This window comes from Fictibacillus sp. 26RED30, from assembly GCF_015903845.1.
Lineage (GTDB): Bacteria > Bacillota > Bacilli > Bacillales > Fictibacillaceae > Fictibacillus > Fictibacillus phosphorivorans.
In genome coordinates, this window is the sequence record NZ_JACZDV010000001.1 from 1163833 (window position 1) to 1182908 (window position 19076).

A 19076-nucleotide genomic window follows, 5' to 3' on the forward strand; every position below is an offset into this window, starting at 1 on the left:
GTCTATGACGTTAAAAATCGGCATCACTTGTTATCCGACCGTAGGCGGATCAGGAGTGGTTGCAACAGAACTAGGAAAACTATTAGCAGAAAAAGGACATGAGATTCATTTTATTACATCAAGTGTTCCTTTTCGTTTAGGAAAATTCTATCCGAATATCTTCTTTCATGAAGTTGAAGTGAACCATTATTCAGTTTTCAAATATCCGCCTTATGATCTTGCTTTAGCTAGCAAGATGGCAGAAGTAGCGAAAAGAGAAAAGCTTGACCTTCTTCATGTACATTACGCCGTGCCACATGCCGTTTGTGCGGTGTTAGCAAAACAGATGCTCAACGATGAGATGAAGATCGTTACAACCCTACACGGAACTGATATTACAGTACTCGGATACGATCCTTCACTAAGTGAGATGATCAAGTTCGGTATTGAGAAATCGGATGTGGTTACATCTGTTTCTCATCAGCTGAAAGCAGATACGCTAGAGCTTTTAAATATCAACAAAGACATCATTCCTGTACATAACTTTGTAGATGAAAGAGTGTATTACAGAAGAAGCAATAATGCTGAATTGAGACAAACATACGGCATTGAAGAGAATGAAAAAGTCATCGTTCATATCTCTAATTTTAGAAAAGTAAAAAGATTAGAAGATGTGATCAAATCCTTTGCTCTCATTCGAAAAGAACTATCTTCAAAACTGTTATTGATCGGAAATGGTCCAGAACTTACAACGGCATGCGAACTCGTACGTGAGCTGGATATTGAAGAGGATGTGCTGTTCTTAGGAAAACAAGAGAATGTCGGTGAATTGTTCTCGATCTGTGATCTAAAGTTGCTACTATCTGAAAAAGAAAGCTTTGGACTCGTACTGCTAGAAGCGATGGCATGTGGTGTACCTGTTATTGGAACTAATATTGGTGGAATACCGGAAGTGATCGTCGATGGCGAGACTGGTTATATGGTGGAGCTAGGTGATCCAGAATCGGTAGCACAAAAAGCGCTCGCACTGTTACAGGATGAAGAAAAGCTAATGGCGTTCAGAGAAAATTCGGTAAGACATGTAAAAGAAAACTTCTTATCTGACAAAATCGTCTCCATCTATGAAGATATTTATTATTCCTTAGTAGAGGATCGTACGGTATGAACGAAATGTTCCAAAATGCCTTACCGGTATTAAAACGGTTGGAAGAAAAAGGGTACAAAGCTTATTTTGTTGGAGGCTGTGTGCGAGATCACTTGCTCGACCGTCCGATCAAAGATATCGATATCGCGAGCTCGGCAAGACCAGAAGACGTACAAAGAATCTTTCCAAAGACCATTCCGGTCGGTATCGAACATGGAACTGTTATCGTAAGACACGAATCTGTATCTTATGAAGTCACAACGTTTAGAAAAGAAGATGAATATAGGGATTATAGAAGGCCATCAAAAGTATGGTTTGTTGATGATCTAAAAGAAGACCTCTCAAGAAGAGATTTTACGTTCAATGCGATGGCTCTGGATACATCTTTTCAGTTGATCGATCACTTTGGCGGACGTGAAGATCTTAAGAGAGAGCAGATTCGGACTGTCGGAGATCCGAATCTGCGCTTTTCAGAAGATCCTCTTCGTATCATGAGAGCTTGCCGGTTCATGAGTGTATATAACATGACGATTGAAGCAGAAACGAAGCGTGCGATCAAAGATCAAGCATACTTGCTTCGTCGTATTTCAACAGAACGAATTGCGATCGAGTTCATCAAACTGCTTCAAGGTGTACAAGCGGGCATTGCACTGAAGTTTATGAAAGAATCCTTTGTTTTAGATCACATGCCTACTATGATGCAAGAAAAACAGAATGGTCAGTTTATGGACTTTGATTGGAACGATTTAGAATCTGACGAACAAAGATGGACAGCTATCCTGCTGTTATCTGATGTGAGTGATGTTAGAGGATTTTTGAAGATCTGGAAACTTCCAAATCACATGATTAAAAAAGTAGGTGAGCTTATGTCCGCCTATCGTATTACTTCCTGGAGCAAGATGGATTTGTACCGTTTTGGCTTGGAGACGGCATTATCAAGCATCACGTTAAAAAGTGCGATCGAAAAGAAAGATTATGATGAAGAAAGCGCTCAACTTAAACAGCGATATAGCGAGATTCCGATCACATCTAGAAAAGATATTCCACTAGACGGTAAGGAAATATCAGAGATCACACAACGAAAACCTGGAATTTGGTTGGGGAAGCTTTTAGAAGAGATGGAGAAAAAAATCGTTGAGGGAGAACTAGCCCTCAGCTCATCCGTACTAAAGGATTGGGTAAAAAGGTGGGAGCCATGATGAAAGAAGCACTGTTGCACATGCTTACAGAACAAGAAGGAAAGTTTGTTTCAGGTCAAGAGATCAGCAACAGGCTGGATTGTTCGAGAACCGCGATCTGGAAACACATTTCAGAACTTCGTAAGAACGGCTACACGATCGAAGCCGTTCAGAAGAGAGGATACCGTTTGATCACGTCTCCTGATGCTGTAACTGCTGAAGAAGTGTCATTATTTACGGGTGACGGCACATTCGGAAAGAAGATTACGTACAGAGAATCTGTAAAAAGTACACAAGAGATCGCACATGCTCTTGCTAGAGATGGCGCGGTCGAAGGAAGCATCGTACTCGCTGACGAACAGACCGGTGGCAGAGGACGGCTAGGGAGAGCGTGGCAATCTCCTAAGGGGACAGGAGTTTGGATGAGCTTGATCTTAAAGCCTAACATTCCACTTCAAAAAGCGCCTCAGCTTACATTGCTTATCGCGGTAGCTGTCTCAAAAGCGATCGAAAAAGTATCAGGCATTGAAGCAGCGATTAAATGGCCGAACGACATTTTGATCAGCGGTAAAAAGTCAGCTGGCATCTTAACAGAACTACAAGCAGAAGCAGATTCTATTCACTCGGTAATTGTTGGGATCGGGATCAATGTGAATCAAGAACGACAGCACTTTTCAGATGAGATCAGCGAGATCGCTACAAGTCTAGCGATTGAAAGCGGGCAATCATTCAAGCGAGCTGAAGTGGTTGGGGTTCTTCTTCAAGAGATCGAAGCTTTGTACCATCAATATCTTGAAAACGGGTTTGGTGTTATCAAGCTATTATGGGAATCCCGTGCGTTCAGTTTAGGTAAACGAATTACAGCAAGATCCATAACAGGGGCGATCACGGGTTATGCCAAAGGAATCACTGAAGAAGGTGTTTTGCTTTTAGAAGATGACAATGGTGTCGTACACTCCATCTATTCAGCAGATATCGAATTTCCTTCTACTTGAGGAAAGTCCGTGATAAAATAAAGTTGTAGGCGGTATCCATGTGGAACTGCACTAATCTTGTCTAGTTTTGACCACAAACCTTATATCTGCCTAGATCCAAATTTAGGACCGGGACAGAGGGAGCAAACAATAAAAGTCTAGGATTTTTCCTATGCCTTCTTCCTCTATTGGAAAGAAGGTTTTTTGCACTTCTGGCCCTGTTAGAGGCAATTTCTGTAATGCACTGTTGTTTTTGAGAGATGTTGATTTCCGCTTCAGGTTGCTCGCTTTCCGCGGGGCGACCGGTGAGCCCCTTGCCGCTTCGCGCCATTAAGGGTCTCACCTGTCCGCTCGTCCCGCAGGAGTCGGCAACCTTCCGCTACAATCAACTTGCAATGAGGATTAAGTTTCAAATAGCAATAATCTTTAGAAAGAACTTAACAATAACAAAAAATTTAAAAACAACTGCTTATGGAAAAAGCCTAACAAAAAACAGGGAGGCTTTATGATGAAAACGACGAAAAGTTTTCTTAAGATGAAGAGAGATGGCGAAAAGATCACGATGGTAACGGCTTATGATTACCCGACTGGGGTTATCTGTGAAAAAGCGGAGATGGATCTTTTGTTAGTCGGAGATTCTCTTGGCATGGTCGTGCTTGGCTATGATTCAACGATACCTGTTACGATGGAAGATATGATCCATCATACAAAAGCGGTAAAGCGCGGCGCGCCGAACACGTTTATCGTGACGGATATGCCGTTTATGACGTATCACGGCTCGATTGATGAAACGCTGAACAACGCGCGTAGAATTCTTCAAGAAAGCGGTGCTTCTGCAGTCAAAGTAGAAGGCGGAAAACAGATTGTTCAGACGGTTGAACGGTTGACTGACGCTGGAGTTCCTGTCATGGGACACCTTGGTCTAACACCTCAGATGGTAGGTGTGATGGGCGGTTATGGTGTTCAAGGAAAGGAAGAAAGAGATGCAGAGCGACTCATCGAAGAGAGTTTGTTGCTTGAAAAAGCTGGTGCGTTCGCGATCGTTTTGGAATGTGTTCCGCAGCAGTTGGCTGAGATCGTAACAAAAAAACTAAGAATTCCTGTTATCGGAATAGGTGCAGGTAAACATACAGATGGGCAGGTCCTCGTCTACCACGATATGATCGGCTATGGTTTTCACCATGTACCGAAGTTTGTGAAAACGTACGGAAACGTGAAGGATGTTATGGTAGAAGGACTTTTACAATATAAAGAAGACGTAAGAAAACAGCAATTTCCGGAAGAAAGCCACAGTTTTAATATGAAGGCTGAAACGCTTCATTCTCTGTACGGAGGAGTTCAATCGTGAAACAGATCAATTCTATTAAAGACATGCAAAAATGGATCTCTGAAGAAAAAAGAGCGGGAAAAGTGATAGGATTCGTACCAACGATGGGCTATCTTCATGACGGCCATCTATCACTGATCGAACGCGCGAAGAAAGAATCTGATGTGATTGTTGTCAGTATCTTTGTTAATCCGCTGCAATTTGGACCGAACGAAGATTTTGACAGATATCCTCGTGACCTTGATCGTGATCAGAAATTGGCATTGAAAGCTGGAGCAGATGTATTATTTTTTCCGGATACGAAAGAGATGTACCCTCACGAATCCGTCGTAACTGTTTCTGTAAACAAACGAGTGGATGCGCTTTGTGGGGAAAGTCGAGTAGGACACTTCGATGGTGTGGCGACAGTACTCACAAAGCTGTTTCATATCGTGTCTCCAGATTTCGCTTATTTTGGGTTGAAAGATGCGCAGCAAGTAGCTGTCATTGAAGGTCTTGTTGAAGACTTTAACTTCCCAATAAAAGTGATCGGGTGTGAGACAAAGCGTGAGGCTGACGGTCTTGCGATGAGTTCTAGAAACGTGTATCTCAATGACACGGAAAGAAAAGAAGCGGCTCATCTGAGTGAATCTCTTGTAAAAGCGAAAAAATGGCTTTTAGAGGGTGATAGTGGTGAGACCGAACAAAAGATGATAAAATACTTGGAGGAACATACGAGCGGTATTGTAGATTATTGCAAGATTCTTTCGTATCCTGAACTTCTTCCTCCTACACCAGAATCAAAAAAGTTGATCATTGCTGTAGCTGTAAAGTTCAGCAAAGCGCGTTTGATTGATAATGTCATCTTAGACAACATTTTAAGTAGACTAGAAAGCGAGGAAGAAACATGTTCCGTACGTTAATGAAGGGTAAGATCCACCGTGCTACGGTGACTGAATCTAATTTAAACTATGTTGGCAGCATCACGATCGATGAAGATATTTTGGATGCTGTTGATATGATTCCGAACGAAAAAGTTCAAATTGTAAATAATAATAATGGCGCACGTTTTGAAACGTATATTATCCCTGGAAAACGAGGTTCTGGTGTGATGTGCTTAAATGGCGCTGCAGCACGTCTCGTGCAAGAAGGGGATGTTGTTATTGTTATTTCCTACGGAATGTATGATGAGACCGAAGCAAGACATCATGTACCGAAAGTTGCGATTATGGATAAGAACAATCGTGTACAAGAGATGCTCGGAGTTGAACCTGAGGCTACTATTTATTAATTCGATATAAAACAAGCCACAGGGGAATGAGGTGAAGGCTATGACACGGCGATTTGTCGTTATCGATTTTGAAACAACAGGAAATTCAGCAGCAAAAGGAGACCGAATTATCCAGATCGGTGCGGTCGCCGTTGAGGCAGGAAAGATAACGGACAGATTCTCTACGTTCATCCAGCCAGGCGTTCCCATCCCCCCATTTATTGAGCAATTGACGGGCATCAACGATGAAATGGTGAAAGATGCCCCGTTGTTTGAAGAAGTGGCACCAAAGCTCCTTCAGATGTTAGAAGGAGCTTATTTTGTTGCCCATAATGTGATGTTTGATTATTCGTTTCTGCAAGGTGAACTCGACCATGCTGGCTATTCGCGGCTATCCATGCCGCTGATCGATACAGTTGAGATGTCAAGACTGCTTCTTTTAGGAGCAGATGGCTACCAGCTAGGGATGCTTGCTGATTATTTAGGATTAGAACACCTTAACCCGCATCAAGCTGACAGTGATGCAGAAGTAACTGCAAGACTCTTGATTCATCTATTAGAAAAGCTAGAAAATCTCCCACTCGCAACACTCGAGAGGCTCACACCTTTTCTAAAGAAACTGCAGAGTTCTTTAGAAAGCATCGTAGGTGATATGATCGCGGAGAAGTCAGCTTTTTTAGCAGATGAAGAGACGTTTGATTTTTTCCGAAAACTCGCTCTAAAAAAGAGACCGGATTTTGTACAATCTTCAGATGATGATTTTACAGAGTTTAAAGATGAAGAGGTTCATGATCAGCTTCAGCAACATATGCAGCATTACGAAGTGCGGAAAAGTCAGCAGAGAATGGTCGAACTCGTTGACGAAGCACTTCATACCAATCAGCACCTTGTGATAGAGGCGGGAACGGGTGTAGGAAAATCGCTCGGATATCTCATACCGGGTATTCGGCATGCGAAGGAAAAAGACCGACCGCTTGTCGTTTCTACACATACCGTCCAGCTTCAGCAACAGCTGTTAGAACGCGATGTTCCGCTGTTGAAAAGAATTATGCCTTTTGATTTTACAGCGACTCTTCTTAAAGGAAGAAACCATTATCTGTGTTTAAGAAAATTTGAACATACGCTAATGGATCATCACGATGATAATTACGATATGAACTTCACAAAAGCACAACTGATCGTCTGGCTAACAGAAACAGAGACGGGCGACGTAGAAGAGCTGTCGATGGCGTCAGGCGGAAAGCTGTTTTGGAACACGGTTAAAAGTGATGCCAATTCTTGCTTGAACCATAGATGTCCTTGGTTCTCCAGATGTTATTATCACAAGCAGCGAAGAGCCGCTCATGAATCAGACCTTGTGATCACGAATCATGCGTTGTTGTTTACCGACTTGAAGTCTGATAATCAACTGTTGCCAGCATATAAAGAAGTGGTCTTGGATGAGGCTCACCATGTGGAAGAAGTCGTAAGCGATCATTTTGGAAAAGAAACAGATTATTTTTCATTCGTTAAGCTCCTAGACCGTCTATCTCAGACGGATGGAGATGGCATGATGAATACGTTCAGAGAGATCTGTGATCTTCTTGAAGTTCCAAAATACGAACATCATCTTGCTAATTGGGATTCACTATTTTCTGATGTGAAGAACGAGCTTGATGAGATCTTCAAGCAGATTAAGACGATCTGTCTACGCAAAGCCAAATCGTCTCGCTCAACTGAGTTGACGAAATTAACGCTTCGTTATACGAAAGAAGATATCGAGGCTGCCGCTTGGGAACCAGTTCTAGAGATGGAAGCACGGGCACGTCAGTTTATGGGTGATCTTGTGAAGCCTGTAAAACGTGTTTTGAAGAGCTTTGATCAATACGAAGAACATCTAACGGTTCAGCAAAAAGGTTTCTTAGTCGACCTAGAAGGCATCTTAAACGATCTGCAGGACGAGATGACAGATCTTCATCACTTATTGACTTGTCCGTTATCTGAAGAAGTGTATTGGATGGAAGCAGAGTCAAAAGGACCAAGACATGCGGTTACACTCTTTGCGAAGCCTGTTGAAATCGATCAGATTCTAGCTGATAAGTTCTTTGGTAAGAAGAGCTCGGTTGTACTCACTTCTGCGACGATGAGTGTAAAGAACAGTTTCCGTTACTTGAGTGAGAGGCTTGGACTATTAGACTTTGGTCCGATCAGCGCACAGCTGCCTTCACCGTTTCAATATGAAAAACAAGCGAAGTTGATGGTGCCTACAGACATTCCGCTCATTAATGAAGTGGATCAGAAAACGTTCGTTAAAAAAATCTCGTCTTCTCTCTACGAGATCGCAAAAGTAACGAAAGGGCGTATGCTCGTTCTGTTCACTTCTTACGAGATGTTGCGAGAGACACACGGAGCGTTCAAAAGCTTGATGGATGCCGAAGAGTTCGTATTGATCGCGCAAGGCGTTGACTCTGGAAGCCGGGCGCGTCTTACAAAGAACTTCCAGCGTTTTGATAACAGCATCCTGTTTGGGACGAACAGTTTTTGGGAGGGAATCGATATTCCGGGTGATGATCTTTCCTGCCTCGTGATTATACGATTGCCGTTTACACCGCCAGATCAGCCTGTGATGGCCGCGAAAAGCGAGAAGTTGAAAGTAGAAGGCGGAAATCCGTTCTATGATCTTTCCCTTCCGCAAGCGATCATTCGTTTTAAGCAAGGATTCGGCCGATTGGTAAGAAGCAGCCGAGATAAAGGAGCCGTATTCGTGTTCGACCGAAGAATGATCGAGACGAGATACGGAAAATCCTTCATTCAATCGCTGCCAAAACTACCGGTATCGATCAAACCGATCGATGAACTCGTGTCAGAACTGGATGAGTGGATGGAATAAGCTGAAAGAAGAAGCAGGTTTTTTGCTTCTTCTTTTTTTCTTTACCCTCCATTTTTGTTTCATGCAAAAAAGGTGAGGATAGGAGGACATCTTTCTCCCTTTAACGAATCAAATACATCATAAATGTATAGAAGGAGTATCCTGTATGATTCGTGAGGCTGAAAAAAGGGATAAAGATGAATTGTTCGAACTTTACTGAATGTTAGTGCCAAAAAGTAAAAAGATGAATGTCAGAGAAGAACAGATTGAAGTGATCAAGAAGGCTCACTACAATTTTTTGTTTGTTTAAGAAGATGATGAAGGATTATTGGGAACGATGACGTTAAACATATGCCTTCAAGCCTTGCATGGTTTTCGTCCATATGGAGTGATTGAAAATATTATCGTACATGAGTGTTTTCGTGGTAGGAATATAGGGAGAAAACTTTTACAACATGCTGAAGATTATTGCCGTTCGATGGACTGTCACAGAATCATGCTCTTGAGTAGCACAAAGCGAGACAGAGCTCATCAGTTTTTTGAAAGAGAAGGCTTTGATGGATCGGTCAGTAAAGGTTTTAAAAAGTATTTGTAGCTATTAACTTTTAAAAGCAGTCACCTCTTTCTAAAAGAGGTGATTTTTTATTTGAAAACAAAATCGTACACAAGTTTAGTTTTCATAAGTACATTTGGGTGTTTTATGGTGTTTTATAAATCCTAATAATAACCAAATCAGTTTGATTCATCGCTAATTTGTTGAAAGACAAGCTATCTTTTTTTGGCACGTATCTTGCAATAAGAATATTGAATTTTCAAAATTATGATAGATCTTCTTTAAAGAGCTGTTTTTTTAAAGAGATAGATCAATGTGAATGGAGGAGAACTAATATCTTGAACAAAAAATGGATGTCTGTGACGTTGGCCATGACGCTTGGTTTATCACTGACGCTACCATCAATGAGCTTCGCTAAAAACAAGGAGGATTGGAAAGGGAACCTCGTGATTGCGGGTGGAGCATTAGGCAATAGCAATAAGGAAGTGTATAACGAATTTATCACTTTAGCTGGTGGGAAGAAGAAGGCAAAAATCGGAATCATACCTGCAGCAAGTAGTTCCTTAAAATCTTCACAAAGCTTTAAAGCAGATCTCATTACATATGGTTTACATGAACATCAGATCGAGATCGTTCCTCTAGCAAATCGAGATTTCAGCGGTACACCAGAAGATGAATCGAAATGGAAAAAAAACGCAAACAACAAAAAAATAGCCAAAAAGATTGAGAATTATAGTGCAATCTGGTTTGTTGGTGGAGATCAGCTTCGAATTACAGATACATTAGTTAAATCGAACGGGCATCGGACGAAAGCATTAGACGGGATTTGGAAGATGTATAAAGAAGGCGGTGTCATTGGAGGTACGAGCGCTGGAGCAGCCGTTATGAGCGAAGTGATGATTACAGGTGGTGACAGCTTAGGTGCACTAAACAATGAATTTGTTAGGAAGAGCAAACTGAATTCAAGTAAGGAATACGAACCCGTGCATCTTGAAAAAGGGCTCGGATTCTTTAAGTATGGCATCGTAGATCAGCATTTTGATGAACGTGCACGTCTTGGTAGATTGGTGATGACAGCTCTAAAAGAAAAATCAAAGAAACAATTTGCTTATGGTGTAGATGAAGATACAGCTCTTATCGTGAACAACAAACAAAAAACAGTCAAGATCGTCGGTAGAAGCGGTGTATCTGTTGTTGATGTTAGTAAAGTGAAGGTGACTGATTCTGATAAAGCTCATTTTCAAGATGTTTATATCAGCCATCTCGTGTCTGGTGATACCTTAAATGTTTCTACTAAAGAATTTTTCATTAGCGACCATAAAGATGAGACGAACGAATATGAGTACTACGAATTCAAGCCACTTGATGCAACAGGAGTTTTTACTTCTTACGGAAGGTTGAAAGAATATCTCTCGTATTCTCTGATCGATAATAGGACAACTGATACTGTGAAAAGTTATTTGTACGATTCTAAAGGTGAAGGATTTCAGCTTACTTTTAGAAAAACGGAAAACACAAAAGGTTATTGGGGTTATAAGGACGGACATAAAGATGACTATTCATTTACAAACGTTGCCTTCGACGTAGCCCCTAAAAGGGTAAGTTTCAAAAAGAATACGAATGCGTTTACTGAGTACAAAAAGTCTTCGTTTATACCACCAATCATCGATCGCTCGAAACCGATTAAAGGAAACCTGTTGATTGCTGGAGGTTCTTTAGGAAGCAGTAATTTTGACGTATATAATAAGTTCATTGATCTTGCAAAACAAAAAGAAGATTCCAGAGTTGGGATCATACCTGCTGCAAGCTCAAGTTTATCTTCATCTAAGGCGTTTAAAGAAGACCTCGTCCGATTCGGGATGCCTTCAGAAAATATAGAGATTCTTCCACTCGCTGTAACTGACGACAAAAAAACACCGGACGATGAATCAAAATGGGCTGATTTAAATAAGAACGATCAAGAACTCGCAGAAAATGTTGAGGAATTAGATGCGATTTGGTTTGTAGGTGGAGATCAGACAAAGATCACAGCTTCGTTATTGAACAAGAACGGAACAAATTCAAAAGTATTGAACGCGATCTGGAAGACGTATAGAAACGGAGCAGTGCTTGGTGGGACGAGTGCTGGGGCAGCGATAATGAGTGAAGTAATGATTGCCGGTGGAGGCAGTCATGATACACTAGCATCCGGATTTACGAATACGTATGACGGAATGCTGCAACAAGAGGGAGGACCAGGTTATCTAGAACGAGGGCTCGGTTTTTTTGAACACGGCATCATTGATCAGCACTTTGATAACAAAGCACGTCTTGGACGCTTGATCGCGGTAGCAGATGAAAAAGGTGAACCTAAGAATTTATCATATGGTATAGATGAAGACACCGCTCTTGTCATATATAACGAAGAGAAAAAAGCTGAGGTTGTTGGAAGAGGTGGCGTAACGTTAGTCGATATGTCTCAACAGCTAAAAAGTCCAGATCTTGGTCAAAGTCAATTCAAGAATATTAAACTATCGTGGATCAATCAGGGAGACTTGCTCGATCTAAAAACGAAGAACATAACCATTAACGAGAAGAAAGAAAGCACGAAAGGTTACGAGTATTACGAACATATCGTTCCGCCTCATTCTGGTGTATTGAGTGGTCACGGCGTGTTAAACAAATTCATCTCTTACAATCTAGTTGATAATGCTGGAGCGGAGAATGTAAAAAGCTACAGTTTTAATAACGGAAGAGGATTTGAGTTAAATTTTAGTAAGACTGATGAAACAGAAGGTTATTGGGGATATACGGACGGACAGAAAGACGATTATTCTTTCGTGAATGTAAATCTTGATATAACTCCGGTAAATGTAAAAATCCATTCAAAAAAATGATACTTTCTATTTGTGACCGACCATATTTTATATATGGTCGGTTTATTTTTGTTTACCTCTTGATTTAGGAAGCTAGTTTACAAAGTTAGCAGAAATCAAAGTCACTTTTCCTTCTTATTAAAGGATTCTAAAGTACCTTTTTCGCTGATTTTCTGCTATAGTAAACAAGGAAAAGATTGATGTCAGAGGAGGAAGAACCGTGGAAAGCAAAATTGAAGTTCTTTCGACGCTAAAGGTGGACAAGTCGAGTGACTTGTATAAAGTAGTATCTGAACTGAACAAAACATTAAAGCATCAAGATTTAATGTTTGGGCTCGCGTTAGATGACGATAATAAAAATAAGATGATTTTTACGATCTATCGCACATAGGAAGGCTTAAATATGGGAAAAAAGTGGATACTTGTTGTTATTGGCATTCTAATCTTAGCAAGCTGGCAAGCTTATTATCTTTTTAATGGTGTTCAAGCAAAGCCCGCTAAGAAAGAAGCAGAAGCGGTTGAGATCGCAAAGAAAGAAGAGGATCTAGTTTCTATTACGAATGTGGATCACTTTTATAAGAACGAGACGTATTATGTAGTAGAAGGCAAGAACAAAAAAGGCACAAACAAGATCGTCTGGGTCGATAAAGACAAAAAGGTAACCTCTTTGAACGCGAAAGAAGGGCTTTCAGAGAAACAGATCCTGAATTATGTGAAACAGAACCACGATGCGAAGACAATCGTCGACAGCCGTTTAGGCATGGAAGATGGCATTCCATTGTGGGAAGTGGTCTATTATGACACGAAGGATCGCTACACGTATTTTTACGGTTATTTTGAAACAGGTGAGCGATACGAGATCTATCGTCTGAAAGAATCAGATCAATAGAAATCAGTTGAATAAAAAAGTGGAGGGATTTAGTAGTATGAAGCTTGCAAAACGTGTGGAGGCATTAACTCCTTCAACAACTCTGGCAATCACAGCAAAAGCAAACCAATTAAAGGCAGAAGGGCACGATGTAATCGCACTAGGTGCAGGTGAACCTGACTTTAATACACCGATACATATTATTGAAGCGGCTTATGAGTCTATGAAAGAAGGACACACAAAATATACGGCTTCTGGTGGACTTTTATCATTGAAAAAAGCAATCGTGAACAAGTTGAAGCAAGATCAAGGATTAACGTATGAAACGTCTGAGATCATCGTTAGTACAGGAGCGAAACATTCGTTGTATTCTCTGTTCCAAGCGATCATTGATGAAGGAGACGAAGTGATCATCCCGATTCCGTATTGGGTGAGCTACCCTGAACAGGTGAAACTTGCAGACGGGACGCCAGTTTACTTAGAAGGAAAAGAAGAGAATGGTTTCAAGATCACGGCAGAAGACTTAAAAAAATCGATCACAGAACAAACGAAGGCACTGATTCTAAACTCACCAAGCAATCCGACCGGATCTCTGTATTCAGCAGATGAATTGCGCGCAATCGGTGAAGTTTGTCTAGAGCATGATGTGTTGATCGTGTCTGATGAAATCTATGAAAAGCTCGTTTATGGCGGAGTGAAGCACACGTCGATCGCTGAACTATCACCTGAACTGAAGAAACAGACGATCATCATCAACGGTCTCTCTAAATCACATGCGATGACAGGCTGGAGAATCGGTTTTGCAGCAGGTGACGCTAAGATCATCAAAGCGATGACGAACCTAGACAGCCATAGTACATCAAATCCGACAACAACATCTCAGCACGGCGCACTTGCAGCTTATAACGGTACACAAGAACCGGTTGAAGAGATGCGTCAAGCGTTTGAAGAGCGTATGAACAAAGTGTACGACCGTCTGATTACGATTCCTGGCATCACATGTGTAAAACCGAACGGTGCGTTCTATCTGTTCCCGAACGCAACAGAAGCGGTAAGTATGACAGGATTTAACTCTGTTGATGAGTGGGTAGAAGCTCTTTTAGAAGAAGAAAAAGTGGCGTTAGTTCCAGGTTCAGGATTTGGTGCGCCAGATAACGTGAGACTTTCTTATGCAACGAGCCTTGATACGATCATGGAAGCGTTGGATCGCATCGAACGTTTTATCAACTCAAAACGCAAGTAATGATTGATTTTTAGAAAGTTCTCCTTCATAATTTTTTTTGGTAGATATTTGATAACGTACAGTGGAGGTACATGTAGTGAAAACAACGATTAAAAAGCTTAGTGAACACGTAGGCGAGACCGTAAAGATCGGTGCTTGGCTCTCTAATAAGCGTTCTTCAGGTAAGATCGCTTTCTTACAGCTTCGCGATGGATCTGGATTCGTGCAAGGAGTTGTCGTAAAGAGTGAAGTTGGTGATGAGATCTTTGCAAAAGCAAAAGGACTTACGCAAGAATCCAGTCTTTACGTAACGGGTACGGTTAAAGAAGACGAGCGTTCAGCTCTTGGTGTAGAACTTGAAGTAACAGATGTTGAAGTGCTTCATCAAGCGGTAGACTACCCGATCACACCGAAAGAACACGGAACAGAGTTCTTGATGGACCACCGTCACCTTTGGATCCGTTCTAAGCGTCAGCACGCGATCTTAAAGATCCGTAACGAGATCATTCATGCGGTGAACGAGTTCTTCTATAACAACGATTTTGCAAAAGTAGATCCTCCGATCCTTACAGGAAGTTCTGCTGAAGGAACAACATCCTTGTTCCATACGAAGTACTTTGAAGAAGATGCGTATCTTTCACAAAGTGGACAACTTTACATGGAAGCGGCAGCGATGGCACTTGGAAAAGTGTACTCGTTCGGTCCGACTTTCCGCGCAGAAAAATCGAAGACTCGCCGTCACTTGATCGAGTTCTGGATGATCGAGCCTGAGATGGCTTTCGTTGAACACGAAGAATCTCTTGAGATTCAAGAGCAGTTCATCTCACACATCGTTCAATCTGTGATCTCACGCTGTGAGAACGAGTTGAAGACACTTGGACGTGACATCTCTAAACTAGAGAACGTAAAAGCGCCTTTCCCTCGCGTTTCTTATGACGATGCAATCAAGATGCTAAAAGAAAAAGGGTTTGACGATATCGACTGGGGAGATGACTTCGGTGCGCCGCACGAAACAGCGATCGCGGAAAGCTTCGATAAACCAGTTTTCATCACAAACTATCCGAAAGACATCAAAGCGTTCTACATGAAGCCAGACCCGAACCGTGAAGATGTTGTACTTTGTGCAGACTTAATCGCTCCAGAAGGATATGGAGAGATCATCGGTGGAAGCCAACGTATCGACGACCTTGCGCTTATGGAGCAGCGTTATGAAGAGCACGGATTAACAGATGATGCTTACAAATGGTACCTAGAACTTAGAAAATACGGAAGCGTTCCTCATTCAGGATTCGGTCTTGGATTAGAGCGTACAGTAGCATGGATCTCTGGAGCGGAGCACGTTCGTGAAACGATTCCATTCCCACGTCTATTGAACCGTCTATATCCTTAATAATCTTTAAAATCTCCCTGTTATGCGGGGAGATTTTTTTATTGTTTTAGGTGGTGTTTTAAGTGTGGGGAAAAACGTGCAATTAAGTCGTTTTGAGGAAGAATTAAGTCGTTTTCGGACGCGATTAAGTCTAAAATGAAAAAATTAAGTTAAAATCGGAACCAATTAAGTCAAAAAAAGAAAATAAAGGCGGTTCTGCAAATTTCGACAAGCTCCTAGTCTTAGCTCATCACGTCCAAAACTACTTTTTTCTCAACATTCACCAGTACAGCGAAAATAAAAAAGCGAGTTTTATATGCTATAATGTAGCAAGAGGTGTTTTAGTGATGAACGGTAATTTATTTGAACGATGGATGGCTGAAGGATCGGTCAGCATCCCTAATATGTTAATCAAAACGTACAAAAAGATCGGCCTATCCGATAACGAATGCATGTTGTTTATACAGCTTCATGTTTTTATAGAATCAGGAAACTACTTTCCGACTCCTGTTGAGCTATCTGAACGGATGTCAGCTTCAAGTGATGAAGTGTCTGCTATGCTGCGGTCGTTGATCGGCAGAGGCGTGCTCGGCATGGATCAGTTCGAAGATAAAGAAAAAGGCGTCTATTTTGAGGCTTATACGCTTCAGCCGCTTTGGAACAGACTTCTTCAAAGTTTAAAAGAAGAAGAGCAGGTCCAAAAAGAGGTACATAAGGAGCATCAGGAACAGAACGTGTTTGTTCGTTTTGAAAAAGAGTTCGGTCGTCCTTTATCTCCAATGGAGCTTGAAACGCTTAAAATTTGGATGGACGAGGATCAACAGTCTCCAGAATTAATTCTCTCTGCATTAAAAGAGTCCGTTTTATCTGGAAAGCTGAACTTCCGATATATTGATCGTATTTTATTCGAATGGAAGAAGAACGGCATTAACAGTCCTGAAGCTGCAAAAACGTACGGTGAAAAATTCAGAGTGAGACAACTGCAAAGAACAGGTAAACAAGAACAACCGAGAAACGATACAGGTATCAAACGACCCCAATACAACTGGCTGGAATCGTAATACATGAAAAGGCCTTATTATTCTAAGGTCTTTCTTTTTTTATAACAGGAGGTAACGTACACGTGTTAAACAAAGCACAGATTCAATTTTGCTTAGAGCAGATCGAGGATATGTTTCCGGACGCTCATTGCGAACTTCATCACTCGAACCCATTCGAGCTTACGATCGCGGTGCTGCTGTCTGCTCAATGTACAGATGCGCTCGTTAATAAAGTCACACCGAAGCTTTTTGAAAAATATAAGACGCCGCAAGATTATTTGGACGTAACGATAGAAGAGCTGCAGGATGATATCAGATCGATCGGTCTATACCGAAACAAGGCGAAGAACATTCAAAAGTTGAGTGAACTCGTTTTGAACGAATACGGAGGAGAGATCCCGAAAGATCGAGATGAACTGACGAAGCTGCCGGGGGTAGGGCGAAAAACAGCAAACGTGGTAGTGTCTGTAGCATATGGCGTTCCTGCTATCGCTGTTGATACGCACGTTGAACGGGTTTCGAAGAGGCTAGGCATTTGTAAATGGAAAGACTCTGTTCTGCAGGTAGAAGAAACATTGATGAAGAAGATTCCAAAATCGCTTTGGGGCGCAACTCATCACCGTTTGATCTTTTTTGGAAGATATCACTGCAAAGCACAAAATCCAAACTGCCCAGAGTGTCCACTCCTCTCCATCTGCCGAGAAGGTAAGAAGCGGATGAACCAAAAAGAGAAGAAGAAGCTGTCACAAAAAAGATAGCTTAGAACCGTAACCACCAGTGTAGTTACGGTTTTTTATATTGTCATTAGAAAACATCACATCCATGCCACAAGGACTAAGCAGCCGAATTTCCCCCTCAACCAACAAATCGTATGAAAATCTGCATAAATAATCCCATATGTACAAGCAATCACTTTCTTTCTACATACCATATAGAAAGGAGTGATGTTTTTGTGTCATATTCAATCACATATGACTATATTAAGTTAGGTAATGCAAGACCGGGTACGAAGCTTGACGGGCCATTCTTCGGAGTCGCTCACGATACGGGAAACCCTGGGACTTCCGCCCGAAACAACCGAAACTATTTTAACAACCAACAACCGAGTGCGAGTGCACATGTTTTTATAGATGATAAAGAGATCCTTGTGATCATACCGCTCGATGAAAAAGCGTATCATGTTCAATATGGAACACGATTGGACAACCTGCGTTTTGGTCGAGAATCGAATGATGCAGCGATCGGCGTGGAACTCTGCTGGGGAGGCGACATCAATTTTCAAGAGGCGTATAAACGTTACGTCTGGTTCTGGGGTTATCTTTGTAAAAGATATAACTGGAGACCACAAGAAAAGATAGCAAGCCACAAACAATTAGATCCAGGGCGAAGAACAGATCCAGATAACGCATTGAATCGGTATGGAATCACATATAATCAGTTCCTAAAAGATGTAGAGAATTCCATATCCAATCAAGCAATCCCAACACCAGCACCAAAACCTACACCAAAACCAATACCAGGAGCTAACACTAGTATTTTAAGAAGTGGTGACACTGGTCAAAGAGTTAGAGATCTGCAGAACAAACTAAAACGAGCGGGTTACTCGCTTGTAGCAGATGGGATATATGGTCCAAATACAGAAAACGCCGTGAGAGCTTTCCAAAGAAAATACAAACTAGCAGTTGATGGAATCGCTGGACCGAACACGTTAAATAAGTTAGATGCTGTGTTAAAGCAGCCGGCAAAACCATCACAGCCGACAAAACCAAAGCCTGGAAGTTCTAACGGAAGCGCTGTTGTACCGTATCCGGGCTATGTCATCAAAAGAGGTTCAACTGACTCAAGCAATGTAAGCCGAATACAACGTGCATTAAATATTACGGCGGATGGCATCTTTGGCGCACAAACGGAATCTGCAGTAAAAGCTTATCAAAAAAGAAAAGGTTTAGCTGTAGATGGAATCGTCGGACAAGCCACTTGGAATACACTCTTTTAAAGAGGTACAATAACTTTAGATAAGAGATTATCTTTTGATAAGCTCTTTTTTTTGGATAAAAAGCGGAGGCGTTCTAAATGAATGAGAAAATAGAAAACATTTTTATAGAGTGGAAAGAGAAGTCAAAAGAAATTGCGTTACACTTTAAGAATCGTAACAAACAACAAGCAAAAGAACCAATGAAATACTTCTTACAACAGCTTTTGAAAACGATCTATATGGGAAATGGCGTGCAGCCTGATGTTTTGATGAATTATAAAAACGATTTAAAGGAATTTAAGCACTTACCTGTGAATGCGATCGAGCGGCTTACGTTCATTGAAGATCAGCCGGATCACTATCAATCTTACATACAACTCAGTGAGTTATTTTCTGAGTGGGAAAAGAAAAGTGTCATATTAAAAAAGCGCAGTACATAAGGACAAGACACTTGGACATATGATGATGACATGAGACGTTTTTTAGGAGGGGTAT

The 19076-nt window shown here is 41.4% G+C and carries 16 protein-coding genes and 2 pseudogenes; all 18 read left to right on the plus strand.

Annotated features, from left to right (window positions below; genetic code table 11):
* The first annotated feature begins 4 nt into the window (after positions 1 to 4).
* The 18 genes and pseudogenes from bshA to IHV11_RS06020 all read left to right on the plus strand — a co-directional run bounded on the left by bshA (position 5) and on the right by IHV11_RS06020 (position 19021).
* Entirely contained in the window at positions 5 to 1144 is a 1140-nt protein-coding gene (gene bshA, locus IHV11_RS05940; protein ID WP_197193967.1) for an N-acetyl-alpha-D-glucosaminyl L-malate synthase BshA, read from the plus strand.
* Positions 1141 to 2322 (plus strand): CCA tRNA nucleotidyltransferase, encoded by a 1182-nt coding sequence (locus IHV11_RS05945; RefSeq protein WP_197193968.1) that lies wholly within the window; start codon positions 1141 to 1143, stop codon positions 2320 to 2322. The genes bshA and IHV11_RS05945 overlap by 4 nt, the downstream gene beginning before the upstream one ends.
* Positions 2310 to 3296, plus strand: coding sequence for a biotin--[acetyl-CoA-carboxylase] ligase (locus tag IHV11_RS05950; protein WP_197193969.1), 987 nt, complete (start codon positions 2310 to 2312; stop codon positions 3294 to 3296). The genes IHV11_RS05945 and IHV11_RS05950 overlap by 13 nt, the downstream gene beginning before the upstream one ends.
* Positions 3297 to 3783: 487 nt before the next feature.
* On the plus strand, positions 3784 to 4623 hold the full coding sequence (gene panB / locus IHV11_RS05955; protein WP_197194926.1) for a 3-methyl-2-oxobutanoate hydroxymethyltransferase: 840 nt from the start codon (positions 3784 to 3786) through the stop codon (positions 4621 to 4623).
* Positions 4620 to 5504: a pantoate--beta-alanine ligase gene (panC, locus tag IHV11_RS05960; protein WP_197193970.1), complete on the plus strand. Its 885-nt coding sequence runs from the start codon at positions 4620 to 4622 to the stop codon at positions 5502 to 5504. Before panB ends, panC begins: the two co-directional genes overlap by 4 nt.
* Positions 5489 to 5872, plus strand: a complete 384-nt coding sequence (gene panD / locus IHV11_RS05965; protein ID WP_066395605.1) for an aspartate 1-decarboxylase — start codon at positions 5489 to 5491, stop codon at positions 5870 to 5872. Before panC ends, panD begins: the two co-directional genes overlap by 16 nt.
* A gap of 40 nt (positions 5873 to 5912) precedes the next feature.
* Positions 5913 to 8720: an ATP-dependent DNA helicase DinG gene (gene dinG / locus IHV11_RS05970; RefSeq protein ID WP_197193971.1), complete on the plus strand. Its 2808-nt coding sequence runs from the start codon at positions 5913 to 5915 to the stop codon at positions 8718 to 8720.
* A 301-nt stretch (positions 8721 to 9021) separates the two neighbouring features.
* Positions 9022 to 9294, plus strand: a pseudogene (locus IHV11_RS21465) (GNAT family N-acetyltransferase); the annotation flags it as partial.
* A gap of 296 nt (positions 9295 to 9590) precedes the next feature.
* Positions 9591 to 12128, plus strand: coding sequence for a cyanophycinase (locus tag IHV11_RS05980; protein WP_197193973.1), 2538 nt, complete (start codon positions 9591 to 9593; stop codon positions 12126 to 12128).
* Positions 12129 to 12327: 199 nt separating this feature from the next.
* Positions 12328 to 12498, plus strand: a complete 171-nt coding sequence (locus IHV11_RS05985; protein ID WP_082861427.1) for a YpmA family protein — start codon at positions 12328 to 12330, stop codon at positions 12496 to 12498.
* Positions 12499 to 12510: 12 nt separating this feature from the next.
* Entirely contained in the window at positions 12511 to 12996 is a 486-nt protein-coding gene (locus IHV11_RS05990) for a DUF5590 domain-containing protein (RefSeq protein ID WP_197193974.1), read from the plus strand.
* 37 nt (positions 12997 to 13033) lie between these two features.
* On the plus strand, positions 13034 to 14218 hold the full coding sequence (locus IHV11_RS05995) for a pyridoxal phosphate-dependent aminotransferase (RefSeq protein ID WP_197193975.1): 1185 nt from the start codon (positions 13034 to 13036) through the stop codon (positions 14216 to 14218).
* Between the two features lie 76 nt (positions 14219 to 14294).
* Entirely contained in the window at positions 14295 to 15587 is a 1293-nt protein-coding gene (gene asnS, locus IHV11_RS06000; protein WP_197193976.1) for an asparagine--tRNA ligase, read from the plus strand.
* Between the two features lie 326 nt (positions 15588 to 15913).
* Positions 15914 to 16627, plus strand: a complete 714-nt coding sequence (locus IHV11_RS06005) for a DnaD domain-containing protein (RefSeq protein WP_197130564.1) — start codon at positions 15914 to 15916, stop codon at positions 16625 to 16627.
* 62 nt (positions 16628 to 16689) lie between these two features.
* Positions 16690 to 17364, plus strand: coding sequence for an endonuclease III (gene nth, locus IHV11_RS06010; RefSeq protein WP_197191563.1), 675 nt, complete (start codon positions 16690 to 16692; stop codon positions 17362 to 17364).
* 194 nt (positions 17365 to 17558) lie between these two features.
* Positions 17559 to 18059 (plus strand): annotated as a pseudogene (locus IHV11_RS21140) (peptidoglycan recognition protein family protein); the annotation flags it as partial.
* Positions 18060 to 18140: 81 nt separating this feature from the next.
* Positions 18141 to 18602, plus strand: coding sequence for a peptidoglycan-binding domain-containing protein (locus IHV11_RS21145; RefSeq protein WP_312035241.1), 462 nt, complete (start codon positions 18141 to 18143; stop codon positions 18600 to 18602).
* 77 nt (positions 18603 to 18679) lie between these two features.
* Positions 18680 to 19021: a YpoC family protein gene (locus IHV11_RS06020; RefSeq protein WP_197193978.1), complete on the plus strand. Its 342-nt coding sequence runs from the start codon at positions 18680 to 18682 to the stop codon at positions 19019 to 19021.
* Positions 19022 to 19076 lie beyond the last annotated feature (55 nt).

Coding starts and splice junctions, on each gene's coding strand:
- IHV11_RS06020 (WP_197193978.1), top strand. CDS start 18,680: ATGAATGAGAAAATAGAAAACATTTTTATAGAGTGGAAAGAGAAGTCA.
- IHV11_RS05945 (WP_197193968.1), top strand. CDS start 1,141: ATGAACGAAATGTTCCAAAATGCCTTACCGGTATTAAAACGGTTGGAA.
- bshA (WP_197193967.1), top strand. CDS start 5: ATGACGTTAAAAATCGGCATCACTTGTTATCCGACCGTAGGCGGATCA.
- dinG (WP_197193971.1), top strand. CDS start 5,913: ATGACACGGCGATTTGTCGTTATCGATTTTGAAACAACAGGAAATTCA.
- panB (WP_197194926.1), top strand. CDS start 3,784: ATGAAAACGACGAAAAGTTTTCTTAAGATGAAGAGAGATGGCGAAAAG.
- IHV11_RS05995 (WP_197193975.1), top strand. CDS start 13,034: ATGAAGCTTGCAAAACGTGTGGAGGCATTAACTCCTTCAACAACTCTG.
- IHV11_RS05990 (WP_197193974.1), top strand. CDS start 12,511: ATGGGAAAAAAGTGGATACTTGTTGTTATTGGCATTCTAATCTTAGCA.
- panD (WP_066395605.1), top strand. CDS start 5,489: ATGTTCCGTACGTTAATGAAGGGTAAGATCCACCGTGCTACGGTGACT.
- IHV11_RS06005 (WP_197130564.1), top strand. CDS start 15,914: ATGAACGGTAATTTATTTGAACGATGGATGGCTGAAGGATCGGTCAGC.